The 12,821-nt window shown below is 63.6% G+C and carries 11 protein-coding genes; 7 read left to right on the top strand and 4 right to left on the bottom strand.

The window, feature by feature from the left end:
* Positions 1-75: 75 nt before the first annotated feature.
* Positions 76-1,275: a cytochrome P450 gene (locus K5R33_RS14450; protein ID WP_308442985.1), complete on the bottom strand. Its 1,200-nt coding sequence runs from the start codon at positions 1,273-1,275 to the stop codon at positions 76-78.
* 47 nt (positions 1,276-1,322) lie between these two features.
* Between K5R33_RS14450 and K5R33_RS14445 the strand changes: the two genes are divergently transcribed.
* The 7 genes from K5R33_RS14445 to K5R33_RS14415 all read left to right on the top strand — a co-directional run bounded on the left by K5R33_RS14445 (position 1,323) and on the right by K5R33_RS14415 (position 10,441).
* Positions 1,323-2,996: a sensor histidine kinase gene (locus tag K5R33_RS14445; protein WP_220749767.1), complete on the top strand. Its 1,674-nt coding sequence runs from the start codon at positions 1,323-1,325 to the stop codon at positions 2,994-2,996.
* A complete protein-coding gene (locus K5R33_RS14440; protein WP_220749766.1) occupies positions 2,993-4,213 on the top strand; it encodes a sigma-54-dependent transcriptional regulator in 1,221 nt (406 codons plus the stop codon). Before K5R33_RS14445 ends, K5R33_RS14440 begins: the two co-directional genes overlap by 4 nt.
* Positions 4,214-4,648: 435 nt before the next feature.
* Positions 4,649-6,292 carry a magnesium-protoporphyrin IX monomethyl ester anaerobic oxidative cyclase gene (bchE, locus tag K5R33_RS14435; RefSeq protein ID WP_220749765.1) on the top strand — a complete coding sequence of 548 codons (1,644 nt, stop codon included), beginning with the start codon at positions 4,649-4,651 and terminating at the stop codon, positions 6,290-6,292.
* Entirely contained in the window at positions 6,285-6,887 is a 603-nt protein-coding gene (bchJ, locus tag K5R33_RS14430; RefSeq protein WP_220749764.1) for a bacteriochlorophyll 4-vinyl reductase, read from the top strand. The genes bchE and bchJ overlap by 8 nt, the downstream gene beginning before the upstream one ends.
* 263 nt (positions 6,888-7,150) lie before the next feature.
* A complete protein-coding gene (locus K5R33_RS14425; protein ID WP_220749763.1) occupies positions 7,151-8,161 on the top strand; it encodes a DctP family TRAP transporter solute-binding subunit in 1,011 nt (336 codons plus the stop codon).
* 138 nt (positions 8,162-8,299) lie between these two features.
* Complete coding sequence (locus K5R33_RS14420; protein WP_220749762.1) at positions 8,300-9,007, top strand: TRAP transporter small permease; 708 nt, start codon at positions 8,300-8,302, stop codon at positions 9,005-9,007.
* A 3-nt stretch (positions 9,008-9,010) separates the two neighbouring features.
* Positions 9,011-10,441 (top strand): TRAP transporter large permease, encoded by a 1,431-nt coding sequence (locus K5R33_RS14415; RefSeq protein WP_220749761.1) that lies wholly within the window; start codon positions 9,011-9,013, stop codon positions 10,439-10,441.
* Between the two features lie 156 nt (positions 10,442-10,597).
* On the opposite strand, the gene tpiA is transcribed toward K5R33_RS14415, so the two are convergent.
* The 3 genes from tpiA to K5R33_RS14400 form a co-directional block, all read right to left on the bottom strand.
* Positions 10,598-11,320, bottom strand: a complete 723-nt coding sequence (tpiA, locus tag K5R33_RS14410) for a triose-phosphate isomerase (RefSeq protein ID WP_220749760.1) — start codon at positions 11,318-11,320, stop codon at positions 10,598-10,600.
* 80 nt (positions 11,321-11,400) lie between these two features.
* Positions 11,401-11,769, bottom strand: coding sequence for a HesB/IscA family protein (locus tag K5R33_RS14405; protein ID WP_220749759.1), 369 nt, complete (start codon positions 11,767-11,769; stop codon positions 11,401-11,403).
* 46 nt (positions 11,770-11,815) lie between these two features.
* Positions 11,816-12,658: a LysR family transcriptional regulator gene (locus K5R33_RS14400; RefSeq protein ID WP_220749758.1), complete on the bottom strand. Its 843-nt coding sequence runs from the start codon at positions 12,656-12,658 to the stop codon at positions 11,816-11,818.
* Between the last annotated feature and the right edge of the window lie 163 nt (positions 12,659-12,821).

Here is a 12,821-nt window from a genome sequence, read left to right as displayed (position 1 = left end):
GGTGGTGCGGTGGCTCTGGCGTCCGAACGCGGCATCGAACGGCTGTAAGGTCGTGCAAGCCGTCGAACGGGTGTGTCAGGTCAGCGTGACCTTTAACGCCGATAGGCCGTGGAAATGGTAAATGTCGGCAAAGGTCGGGCGGTTGGTTAGGCGCAGGGTTGGACACGTCTCTGACAGAACCGCCAAGCCGATTTGGATCTCGGACCGGGCCAGGGGCGCCCCAAGACAGAAATGACGCCCGGCCCCAAAACTGAGCGGGGTGGGTGCCGCCGGGAACCTATCGGGGAGCAATTTCTCCGGCATCGCAAAGGCTGCGGGATCCCGGTTCGCACCCGCCAGCAGAAGGCCGATCTGCTCCCCACGGCGGAAGGAATGGCCGTGGAGGTCCAGATCCTCCGTCGCGTAGCGCAGGAAGAGGTGCAGCGGAGGATCGTGGCGCAAGACCTCTTCGGTGAGGGCGGGCGTCATGGGGGCATGCCAAAGGCCCGCAGACAGCAATCCGGCGACCCCATTGCCTAGCGTGTGGACCGTGGCCTCATGCCCCGCGTTCAGCAGCAGAATGCAGGTGGCTGTCACTTCCGGCGCCGACAGTCGATCCTGGCCCGCAAGGTCCAGCAGGTCGGCGATGAGGCTGCCTGGGACGGGGGCGCGAAAGATATCCGCTAAGTAGGCGCTGAACGCGGTCGCGGCCTTGGCGGCGGCGCGCTCCTGGGCCTCCGTCCGACCCGCTTGGTACATACCGACCATGGCGTTGGACCAAGCCAAAAGTCGGGGCGCGTCGCTTTCGGGCACACCAAGCAGGCGCGCGATGATCCGCACGGGCAGGGGGCGGGCAAAGGTGTCGAGCAGATCAAAGGAACGGTCCGATGGAAAGGCCGCCACCAGATCCTGCGCGAGCGCTGTGATCTGCTCCTCCATCTCAGCAATCCGGCGCGACGTGAACGCGCGCAGGACGCTGGCGCGCAGTCGGGTGTGGCGCGGTGGCTCAAGCTCCAGCATGGAGTGGTCTTCAACGGCCCAGAAACCGGCCTGATGGGCGGGGCGAGGCGGCGGCGACGGATTTTCGCGCCCAAAGCGTCGGTCGCGCAGCACGGCGTTCACCACATCGTAGCCGGCAGCCATGGGCAGGCCATACTCTGTCCAGCCCACCAAGGGGCCGAGGGCGCGCAGGCGGTCATAGAACGGATAAGGGTCCTGAACGAACGCGGGGTCCGTTGGGGATTGCGACAGCCACTCCATACCCGCCGGGGTGCCGCGCGGTGGATCGGGGGTCAAGCCTCTGGCCTTTCCCCCCGCGCTGGGTGGTCCTATCCTGCGGCACCATGGGACGGTTGGTCATTTTCTGTGCGTATCTGGTGGCGGCTTCGGCGGTGGCCGGGGGTGTTTGGTGGGCGACGCTCACGGACGCGCTAGAGGCTGCGGTGGCCAAGGGGCAATCGGACCTCAGCTTGGCGGCTGACCGTTTGGTGTTGGAATTGCAACGGGCGCGGGATTTGGCGGTCCATCTGTCCGATGATCCACGCCTGGAGCGGTTGTTGATCGATGGGCAGGGGGCGGAGCGGGCCTCGGCCCTGTTGCGCGCGACGGCAGATCGCGCGGGGGCTGCCGACGTGCTGCTGGTGCGCCCCGATGGCGGCGTGCTCGCCTCGGCATCCGGTCAGGTGCCGTCAGTTGCCGGAACGCCCTGGTTGGATCGAACGCTACATGGGGCGTTGGGCTTCGGCGCATCGCCGGATGGACGAAACTTCACGAATGCAACGCCCGTTTTCGGACCGGAGGGGGGCGTGTTGGGCGCCGTTGCGGTCAGCCGGTCACTGCCCACCATCGAGCGCAGCTGGCGGGGCGCGCCACAGGTGATCTACTTCTCCGACGCCTCTGGCCGGGTGTTGGTGTCGAACCGAGAAGAAATGCGCAGCCCCCCGCGGGTCGATCAGGCCTTACCAATCGCCGGGCTCAAGATCTTGCAGCTGGATGCGGGACCCTATGTCCCGCGCGAGGCGGTGCATCTGGCGCTGCCCTTGCCGGTGATCGGGTTGACTGCTGAAATCCTTGTGGATGTGGGACCTGCCCGCGCCCTGGCCTTTGCCCGCGCGGTGGCGGTTGGGGCGCTGCTGCTCGTGATCGGCGCGCTGCTGGCGGTTCTGTCGGAACGGCGCCGGGTTCTGGCGCGGGCCAATCAGATGCTGGAGGCGCGCGTGACCGAGCGCACGGCGGCGTTAGAGCGGACCAATGCGCGGCTGGAGGGCGAAGTGCGGGAAAGGCGGGAGGCCGAGGCTGCGCTGACCCGCGCGCAGGCGGAGCTGGTTCAAGTGTCCAAGCTGTCCGCCTTGGGGCAGATGTCCGCAGGGATCAGCCACGAGTTGAACCAGCCGCTCATGGCCATCCGGTCCTTTGCCTCAAACGCGGAGACCTTCCTGGAGCGGGACAATCCGACAGCGGCCGCCCGCAATCTCACGCGTATTGGTGATTTGGCCCGCACCATGGGGCGCATCATCAAGAACTTGCGCGCCTTTGCGCGGGCGGAGCCGGAACCGGCGGTGCCGACGGATCTGCAGGCGGTCGTTGCCTCGGCCCTGGATATAACCGAGGCGCGGCGTAGCGATGCTGGCGTCGATCTGACCTGTGACTTGCCCGAGGGGCCCGTCTGGGTTCTGGGGGGCGAGGTGCGTCTGACCCAGGTCTTGGTGAACCTCATGTCGAATGCCGTGGACGCGACCGATGGGTGCCCCCGTCGCGAGGTCACCGTGGCCATCACGCAGGATCCGCCCGGTTTGCGCGTGCGGGACAGCGGCTCTGGCTTGGACGACCCGGGCAACATCTTCGACCCGTTCTATTCCACCAAAGAGGTGGGCGCAGGTCTTGGGTTGGGCCTATCGATTAGCTACGGCATCGTGTCCGGGTTTGGGGGGCGGATCACCGGAGAGAACGTGGACGGGGGCGGCGCTGTGTTTACAGTGACGCTCCAGCCAGCCACCCCGGTGGAGGAGGCCGCATGACTGAGGTCCTTTTGGTGGAAGACGATGCGTCGGTCCGCGAGGCGTTGGAGCAGACGTTGGAACTGGCCGACTTGTCGGTCACGGCCATGGGCAGCTTTGTCGCCGCCAAGGACCGGATCACGCGCTCTCTGCCGGGGGTGATCCTGTCTGATGTGCGGATGCCCGGACGGGACGGTTTTCACCTTTTGCAATATGCCCGCGGTGTGGACGCGGATCTGCCTGTGATCCTTTTGACCGGCGAAGGGGACGTGCCCTCGGCGGTGCGCGGCATCAGCGAGGGGGCGTTTGCCTTTCTAGAAAAGCCCTGCGACCCGACGGAACTTGTCGAGGTGTTGCGCCGAGCCTTGCACTTGCGCGTGGCGACCCTGGCCGCGCGGCAGGCGCGGGGCGCTTTGGAAGCTGGGGATGCGGCGGCGCGCCTGTTGTTCGGGGTCTCGCCCGAGGCGGGCGCCTTACGCGATACGGTCCGGATGGTGGCCCGTGGCGGTGGTGCCGTCCTCATCCACGGAGAACCAGGGACGGGGACCTCTAAAGTGGCAGAGGTGGTGCATCTGTTGTCGCCCCGCAGCGCGGGGCCCTTTGTCAAACGCGCGGCCCCGGCCTTGGACGAGGCGAGCCTGGCCCAAGCCTTGGCCCGTGCCCAGGGAGGCAGCCTCTTCCTCGACAAGATCGAAGCGCTGCCCCGCGACTTACAATATGCGCTGGCCGAGGTTCCCGACGGGCCAGAGGCGGCGCGTCTGCTGGCGGCAACCCATGGTCCGCCCGATGCGCTGCTGTCGTCGCTGGACGTCGATCTCTATTATCGGTTGGAGGCGCTGCGCGTGCGGATCCCATCGCTCAAGGAACGGCCGAGCGATATTCCCGTTCTCTTCCGACACTACCTCGCGCAGGCCTGTGAACAGGCGGATTTGCCCCTGCCGGATGTCCCGCCAGATGTGCAGGCCCGGCTGATGGCGCGGGATTGGCCGGGGAACGCGCGCTCCCTGATGAACCATGCCATGCGCTACGCCATGGGGATCGAGCAGGAGGTGCCGCGTGCCACCGCTGGCCTGGCCGACCGCATGCGCGCGGTGGAGCGTGCCATTCTGGTTGAGACCCTGACGCGGCACCACGGCGCCGCTACGGCGGCTGCGCGAGATTTGGATCTCCCGCGCAAGACCTTTTACGACAAGCTGACACGCCACGGCTTGAGGGCCGAGGATTACCGGAGTTCTTGAGCACGGGATGTCTGGCGCGGGCCCGGGAGGCTGTTAAGAAGAGATCGGCTAAGGAAAGTGTAGGCGTCTCATCAGAGTTTTGTGCAGCGTCGCTATGTCGGTCCCGCGCCCGACCCTGGGGTTGCAATGATCTCAGGATGCCGCCTTCCTTGTGACCTCGGATCAGGCTTTATCGAAATCAGTATCCTCCTTTGCTAAGTCATCCGCCCCGTCCTTTCCAATGGAGGACGACCGACGCCCTAGCGGCGACAGAGGCGCCGGTCAGTGGTCGCACAAGGCGTTGGCCCGTCTGCTCGGAGATCTGCCGCCACAGTAAATGGACAGCCTAGGAACGTCGCTACGCTGCTCCGCCGACCGATCGTGACATTGATGTGTGTCAATAAAAGTAGACATACAAAGTCGTAAGGAATGCGGGACACTTATGCGGAGGTCCCCATGCGCATCCTGTTCGTGCATCCCAACTATAGGTCTGGAGGGGCGGAGATTGCCGGTACGTGGCCACCGGCCTGGGTTGCCTATCTGAGCGGGCACCTCCGCCAAAACGGCTTCGACGAGATCCACTTCATTGATGCGATGACGGACAACATCTCGGACGAAGATCTCGCCCAACGTATGGCCGAGATTGCGCCCGACGTCGTGGGGGTCACAGCCATCACGCCGTCAATTTACCGGGCCGAAGACGTGTTGCAGGTCGCCCAGCGGGTCGTGCCCAATGCCGTCCGTGTCCTGGGCGGGGTCCATGCCACGTTCATGTATAAGCAAGTGCTGAGCGAGGCGCCTTGGGTCGATGTCATCGTGCGGGGCGAGGGTGAAGAGATTTGCACCGCGCTCATGCTGGCCATTCGGGACGGACGCTGGCCCCAAGATCGGCGCAAGATCCATGGCTTGGCCTTTTGGGATGGTGATCAGATCGTGGCGACACAAGCGGCCTCGACGGTCAAGGACCTCTCTAAAATCAAGCCGGATTGGTCAGTGCTGGACTGGGCCAAGTATATCTACATTCCCCTGGGCACGCGCGTTGCAATCCCGAACCTCGCGCGGGGCTGCCCGTTCACCTGTTCGTTTTGCAGCCAATGGAAGTTCTGGCGCGACTACCGCGTACGCGACCCAAAGGACGTTGTGGATGAGATTGAGGCCCTGGTGAACGACCACGGTGTCGGCTTCTTCATCCTGGCGGACGAGGAACCCACCATAAACAAGAAGAAGTTCGTGGCCTTCTGCCAGGAGTTAATCGACCGAGACCTTCCGCGACGGGTCAAATGGGGGATCAACACCCGGGTCACAGACATCTACCGCGACCGAGACCTGCTGTCGTTTTATCGAAAGGCCGGTTTGGTCCATGTGTCGCTCGGGACCGAGGCGGCCGCCCAGATGAAGCTGGACCAGTTCAACAAGGAAACCAAGGTCGAGGAAAACAAAGAGGCGATCCGCCTGTTGCGTGATGCCGATATTCTGGTGGAGGCGCAGTTCATCGTCGGTTTGGACAATGAAACGCCCGAAACGCTGGAAGAAACCTACCGCATGGCCTGGGACTGGCAGCCCGATCTGGCCAACTGGTCCATGTATACGCCCTGGCCGTTCACCCCGCTGTTCCAAGACCTCAAGGACCAGGTCGAGGTTTTCGATTTCAGCAAATACAACTTCGTCACGCCGATCATGAAGCCTGCCGCGATGGAGCGGGGCGAACTGCTCGACGGCGTGATGAACAACTACCGTCGGTTCTATGGCCGCAAGGCGCTGTTCCACTACCCTTGGCGGGGAACGGGGTTTCGGCGGCGGTATTTGCTGGGCTGCCTCTATGCTTTCCTCAAGGCAGGGTTTCAGCGCACGTTCTATGACCTTGGAAAGGCCGGATATTGGGGGCCGCAAACCAAGGCATCGGTGGACTTTCAGTTCGATGAAACCCGCCAACTCGCCGAGGCGCAGACCGCCGACTGGGAGGCGGCGGCCGACCGCGCAGCCCGAGCGGCAGAACGGCGCGATGCGGTGCGGGCGCAAACCAAGGCTCGCGCGTTGGAACGGCGGGCTGGGGCCGCGCAGGATACCAGGGATCGCCCAGAGATCGCGGAGGATGTCTAACGCGGTCCGCACCGACCGGGCGCTGATTGGACCAAACGCCGTGTTGCAGGCCGTTCCGGTTCTGGATCGCATCGTTGGCAGGGAAACGCGCGACAGGGTCCTCGCCCGCGCCGCGCTCCACCGTTTGCCGGACGGTACACGGATGATCCCGGAAACCCTGGCCGCGTCCTTACATCGGGTCATCCGGCAGGAGTTGCCCCAGGTCGCGCCGCAAATCGGGACGGAGGCGGGCATTGCCACCGCGAACTACATCCTGGCACGACGGATTCCGAAGTTGGCCCAGGGTGTTTTGCGATGTTTGCCGCCGGGGGCATCGGCGGCGTTGTTGTCGCGGGCGATTTCGAAACACGCCTGGACGTTCGCGGGCACCGGTAGTTTTCGGGTGGTGACCCCTTGGGTGTTCGAGATCCACGACAACCCCTTGATCCGGGGAGAGGCCGACGGCGCCCCAATGTGCCATTGGCATACGGCTGTTTTCGCGCGGCTTTACCAGGCCCTCGTGTCGTCTCGGACGGTTTGTCAGGAGGTCGTCTGCGGTGCCCAAGGCGGCGGGGTCTGTCGGTTCGAGTTGTGGCTGCATCCTCGCAAGGTGTGACAAATCCTTGCCGGGCCCTTCGTCGATGCGCGGGCCGTTGCATAGCCAGTGGGACAAGCGCACCTGTGCGGTTTTTCGCACAGTGAGCGCTCCCATCTCGTGTGGGATTTCGCACGTCGGTCTGCACATCGTTCACGGGTGACGTACTACCCGTTGATTTTGAGACGCTTTATGGATCGACGCGGTGACGCTTTACGGTTTTCATTGCGCTGCTACCTTTCTGGCATCCGTACCCCGAGGGGGGGTGCGTAGGGAGGAAGACAATGAAAAAACTGACAACCGCAGCCACGGCGCTTGCCCTGGCCGTGCCCGCCGTGACGCTGACCGCTGGAACGGCCCTGGCTGCCTGTGACGATGGTGAGATCGTCGTGAAGTTCGCCCACGTCACCAATACGGACCGCCATCCCAAGGGGATCGCCGCAAGCCTGTTGCAGGACCGGGTCAACGAAGAGATGAACGGCGCCATGTGTGTCGAAGTCTTCCCGAACTCGACGCTGTATAATGACGACCAGGTGCTGGAGGCGATGCTCCAGGGTGACGTCCAATTGGCCGCGCCGTCGCTGTCGAAGTTCGAAGCCTTCACCAAGGTCTTCCAGGTGTTCGACCTGCCGTTCGTGTTCCAGGATATCGACGCGGTCGACCGCTTCCAACTGTCCGATGACGGTCAGGCCATGCTCGACAGCATGCAGCGCCGTGGCCTTCAGGGGCTTGGCTTTTGGCACAACGGCATGAAGCAAATGTCGGCAAATGTGGCGCTGGAGATGCCGGGCGATGCCTCGGGCCTCAAGTTTCGCGTGCAGCCGTCCGACGTGATCGTGGCGCAGATGGAGGCCATCGGCGTCTCGCCCCAGCCCATGGCGTTCTCTGAGGTGTATGGCGCCCTGCAAACGGGTGTTGTGGACGGTCAAGAAAACACCTGGTCCAACATCTACGGCCAAAAGTTCTTTGAGGTTCAGGACGGCGTGACCGAGACCAACCACGGGATCATCGACTATCTGGTCGTGACCTCGGTCGACTGGCTCGACAGCCTCGACGCCGATGTCCGCGATCAGTTCATGACGATCCTGGCCGAAGTGACCGAAACCCGGAACGCCGAGGCCACCGCCGTCAACGAAGCCGCGAAACAGTCGATCATCGACGCTGGTGGTGTGGTGCGTCAGCTTACGCCCGAGGCCCGCGAAGCTTGGGTCGAAGCGATGAAGCCCGTCTGGGCCCAGTTCGCCGATAGCATCGGCCAGGAAAACATCGACGCCGCGGTCAGCTACAACAACTGATACTCGCGACCGCTGTCATCCTTCGGGGCCGTCCTTGGCCCCGAAGACCCACATGCGTCCCGCACGCGTGACCGCCTGGCCGTTCCGCCATGGCAGACGCGTGCTTGAGTCGCCGCATCAACCTCGGGGGAGGGAGCCATGGCCGAGCGCTATGAACCGACCGGTCGTCTGGGCCGTGCCATCCATTCACTGGAAGAAACCGCCATCGCGCTGCTGTTGGGGTTGATGACCCTGCTGACCTTTGTGGCGGTGGTCTTGCGGTATGTGTTCAACGACCAGCTGATCTGGTCTTTGGAGGTCATCTTGATCCTCTTCGCCTGGTTGGTGATCTTTGGCGTCAGCTACGGGTTCAAGGTGACGGCCCATCTGGGCGTTGATGCCCTCACCAACGCCCTGCCGCAGCGGGGCAAACGAGTCTGTGCCGTGCTCGCCTGTTGCGTGACCTTCGCCTATGCGTTCCTGCTGCTGAAGGGGGCTTGGGACTATTGGGCGCCGTTTGCGGCCTTGGATCGGACCTCGGGCGCCTGGTTTCCTACGGGGTTCGAAAAGACCCGGGATCAGGCGTGGTTCGTCACCGACCAAGTGCCGCCAATGCGCTGGCTGTTTGGGTGGTTGGAGCCGCTCATCAACCAGGGCGAGGAATATGAAAAACTGCCCCGTGTCGTGCCCTATGTGATCTTACCGTTCGGCTGCGCGCTGATCCTGTTTCGCGTGAGCCAAGCCTTTGTCGCGGTGCTGCGCGGCACCCGGAAATCCCTGATCGTCAGCCACGAGGCCGAAGAGGCCGTGGAAGAGGTCGCCGCGGCCCATCGTGCTGATGCCGCCCCTGCCGCTGGAAAGGCCTGAGCCATGGAAGTCGTTCTTCTGTTCGTGATGATCGTGGGGCTGTTGCTGATCGGGGTGCCGATTGCGGTCGCTCTGGGCTTTAGCTCCATGTTCTTTTTGCTGGCGTTTTCGGACACCTCCTTGGCGTCCATCGCCCAGAGCTTTTACCAGGCCATGGCGGGGCACTACACGCTCCTGGCCATTCCGTTCTTCATCCTGGCCTCGTCCTTCATGTCCACCGGAGGGGTGGCTCGGCGGATCATCCGGTTCTCCATTGCGTGCGTCGGGCACCTGCGCGGTGGGTTGGCCATCGCAGGCGTTTTCGCCTGTATGATGTTCGCGGCCCTGTCGGGGTCCTCCCCGGCGACCGTGGTGGCCATTGGCACCATCGTGATCGCGGCCATGACCCAAGCGGGCTACACCAAGGAATTCGCCGCGGGTGTCATCTGCAACGCGGGGACGCTAGGCATCCTGATCCCGCCGTCCATTGTGATGGTGGTCTATGCTTCGGCCACGGATGTCTCCGTCGGGCGGATGTTCCTGGCCGGTGTGATCCCAGGTCTGATGGCTGGCGGGATGTTGATGGTGACGATTTATATCTTCGCCCGCATTCGCAACATGCCAAAGGGTGAGTTTGCCGGTTGGGGCGAGATCGGCGCGTCGTTCCGCGACGCCTTTTGGGGCCTGATGCTGATTGTCATCATCATGGTCGGGATCTACGGCGTCCCCGGACTGACCAATGCGATTTTCACCCCAACCGAAGCTGCGGCTGTGGCGTCGGTCTATGCCTTCGTCGTGGCCATGTTCATCTATCGTGACATTGGTCCGCTGGCCCCCAAAGAGGCGCAGAGCCTGTCGGCGGCCGTGTCTGGTCCAGTCGAAGGCACGCCCAAATCGCTGCTGAGCGCGCCTTGGGTTCTGGTCACGGCCCTTTGGCACCCAGATACACGCCGCACGCTGCTGGAGGCAGGCAAGCTGACCGTGACGCTGATGTTCATCATCGCCAACGCGTTGATCCTGAAGCACGTCCTGACCGATGAGCAGATCCCGCAGCACATCGCCGAGGTGATGCTGAGCACGGGGTTGGGACCGATCACCTTTTTGATCGCCGTGAACGTCATCCTGCTGATCGGCGGGCAGTTCATGGAGCCCTCGGGCCTGCTGCTGATCGTGGCGCCATTGGTCTTTCCCATTGCCATCGAACTGGGGATCGATCCCATTCACCTGGGCATCATCATGGTTGTAAACATGGAAATCGGGATGATCACGCCGCCGGTTGGCCTGAACCTCTTCGTGACCTCTGGCGTGGCGGGCATGGGGATGATGCAGGTCGTGAAGGCAGCAGCGCCGTTCCTGGCCGTGCTCTTCGTCTTCTTGATCATGGTGACCTATATCCCGGCCATTTCGATCTGGTTGCCGACGCTGGTCATGGGGCCGGAGGTCATCATTCAATAGGTGGGGAAGGGCGGGGTGATCCCCGCCCTTGGGCCGCTTAGCGGGCGTGGATCTTCAGGTTCTATGCGCGCGTCTTGGGGTATGCCATGGCGTTTGCATATTTGGGGAACATCGAATGGGGCGGGCTATCGGCTCCGCCCCTCGATGGGTCTTGGCTTAGCTGGCGGCCAAAGCTCGGGCGATCGGGACGAAGTCCACGGCCTTGAGAGAGGCGCCGCCGACAAGGGCGCCATCGACGTTGGTCAGTGCAAAAAGCTCGGCGGCGTTGGCCGCTTTGACCGATCCGCCATAGAGCAGCGACATCTCCGGATCGACCTGCGCGCGCAGGGCGTCATGGACCTCGGCCACTTGCTCGGGCGTCGCGACTTTGCCAGTACCAATGGCCCAGACCGGCTCATAGGCGATGATTGTGTTTTCCGGGGTGGCCCCGTCTGGCAGGGAGCCTTTGAGTTGGCCCGCCAGGACCGAGAGCGTCTCACCCGCTTCCCGCTGCGCCAGGGTTTCTCCGATGCAGAGGATGGCCACGAGGCCCGCGCGCCAGGCGGCTTCGGTCTGCGCGCGCACGTCGGCATCGGTTTCGCCATGGTCGGTGCGGCGTTCGGAGTGGCCGGTGACCACGAAGGCAGCGCCGGCCTCGGAGAGCATCTCGGCGGAGATATCACCGGTATGTGCGCCGGACGCCGAGGGGTGACAGTATTGGCCGCCGATCTCGACCACCTGGCGGGGGTCGCCATCTGCGGCGTAGATCAAGGTGGCAGGCAGACAGATGACCGTGTTGCAGGCCAGGTCCTGCACGCCCTTGTCGATTTCCAGAACTTCGGTCAGGTCCGAGACAAGACCGTTCATCTTCCAATTTCCGGCGGCGTATTTCTGCGGCATGGTACCCTCCTGTTTCGACCCGTTTACTTTGGCCGGGCTAGGGGGACCAGGGGCGCCGGTCGCGGAGGTGCGGAAACGCGCTAGGTTGGCGTGCCGAGCGTCTCGTCGAACTTGATCGACTCACCGCAGCCGCATGCATCGACGACGTTCGGATTGCGGAACTTAAAGCCAGCTTCCAGCAGGGACGTTTCGTAGTCAATTTCCGTGCCGAACAGGAACATCTGCGCCATGGGGGCAATCATGACACGGGCACCGCCGTCCACCTCGACCACCTCATCGTGGGTGTCGACCTCAGCCACGTAGTCCATGGTGTATTCCATCCCTGCACAGCCGCCCTTTTTGACGCCGATGCGCAGGCCCGCTGCGTCTTGCTTCGCCATCAGGCGCGCAATCTGCTTTGCGGCAGCGGGTGTAACGGTGACGGGCGATTGACCGGGAATGGCGAACATGGCGTGCCTCCTTGCCAGGTGAAAGTAGGCGGTTTGACCAGCGGTCTCAAGGGGGCGGGGCGGGGGTGCGCGCCAGAAAGCTACCAACCGCATCCAGCGCGTGCCGGATCCCCGGCTCATGCCGAGTTTCGTGGTGAGAGACGAGCCATTCCTCACGGGTCAGGGCGGCAATTGGGTCGGATAGACGCACCAGTTTCGGTCGCGTCAGGCCAATGAAATCGGGAAGGACAACCCGGCCCAGCCCCGCCTCGGCCAGGGAGAGGCGCAGCGCGGGGTCATTGGCTGTGGTGACAACCTGGGCGCCGTGGTGCGCCTCCACCCAGCGTTCGGAGGGTAGGGGCGCGGTCTCGAACGAGCCGCCAATCCAATCGGTCACCTCAGGCGAGACGGCATAAACCGAATGGGTCGTTTCGCCGGTGCGCCGACCTGCAAGCCAAGGCTGATCTGGGCGCAGGTTGCGAATGCCGATGTCAATCTCGCGGCGGGCCAAGTCCAGCATCCTGTGGCATTGGACAAACTCAGGGATCCAAGGGTCGTCGGGTGACCAAAAGGCGCGCAGGTTTTGGGCCAGACGCAGGGCCGTCCACACCCCAGATGAGATGCGGACGCGCACGGGTGCTGTGCTGTCTGCGCGCCACCTGTCTAGGTCGGCCGCGACGGCCTCCATCCGCTTGACCCGGTCCAAGAGGTCTCGGCCCGCGTCGGTGATCGCATAGCCTGCCTGGCCATGGTGGAAGAGGCGCTTGCCCATCTGCCGCTCAAAGGCTGTCATGCGGCGCGAAAGGGTGGCCGTTGAGGTGCCCGTCTCCGCCGCCGCTGCTGCCAAGGTGCCCGTTCGGGCCACGGCGGCAAACAGGGCGAGGTCATTCCATGGGATCGGTTCTTGCATGGCTGAAAGGCTAGTTGCGGGCAGGGTGGGCTGCAATCGGACAGGTGACTGGGCACATTGAGGTCAGGCTTTGAACAGGAGGGTCCGATGATGGACGGCTTTGACCAAACCCTTGCAAAATTGACAGAATACCAACGGGAGCGGGTGCAGTTTGCAGCCATGA

The sequence above is a fragment of the Jannaschia pagri genome (assembly GCF_019655435.1).
Classification (GTDB): domain Bacteria; phylum Pseudomonadota; class Alphaproteobacteria; order Rhodobacterales; family Rhodobacteraceae; genus Jannaschia; species Jannaschia pagri.
Note: the sequence above shows the minus strand (reverse complement) of the source record. Positions and strands in the feature narration are given on the sequence as shown.

Excerpts from the sequence above, each read along its gene's own strand:
- K5R33_RS14405 (WP_220749759.1), bottom strand. The coding sequence starts at position 11,769 with ATGTTCGCCATTCCCGGTCAATCGCCCGTCACCGTTACACCCGCTGCC.
- bchE (WP_220749765.1), top strand. The coding sequence starts at position 4,649 with ATGCGCATCCTGTTCGTGCATCCCAACTATAGGTCTGGAGGGGCGGAG.
- K5R33_RS14440 (WP_220749766.1), top strand. The coding sequence starts at position 2,993 with ATGACTGAGGTCCTTTTGGTGGAAGACGATGCGTCGGTCCGCGAGGCG.
- K5R33_RS14425 (WP_220749763.1), top strand. The coding sequence starts at position 7,151 with ATGAAAAAACTGACAACCGCAGCCACGGCGCTTGCCCTGGCCGTGCCC.
- K5R33_RS14415 (WP_220749761.1), top strand. The coding sequence starts at position 9,011 with ATGGAAGTCGTTCTTCTGTTCGTGATGATCGTGGGGCTGTTGCTGATC.
- bchJ (WP_220749764.1), top strand. The coding sequence starts at position 6,285 with ATGTCTAACGCGGTCCGCACCGACCGGGCGCTGATTGGACCAAACGCC.
- K5R33_RS14400 (WP_220749758.1), bottom strand. The coding sequence starts at position 12,658 with ATGCAAGAACCGATCCCATGGAATGACCTCGCCCTGTTTGCCGCCGTG.
- K5R33_RS14420 (WP_220749762.1), top strand. The coding sequence starts at position 8,300 with ATGGCCGAGCGCTATGAACCGACCGGTCGTCTGGGCCGTGCCATCCAT.
- K5R33_RS14445 (WP_220749767.1), top strand. The coding sequence starts at position 1,323 with ATGGGACGGTTGGTCATTTTCTGTGCGTATCTGGTGGCGGCTTCGGCG.
- tpiA (WP_220749760.1), bottom strand. The coding sequence starts at position 11,320 with ATGCCGCAGAAATACGCCGCCGGAAATTGGAAGATGAACGGTCTTGTC.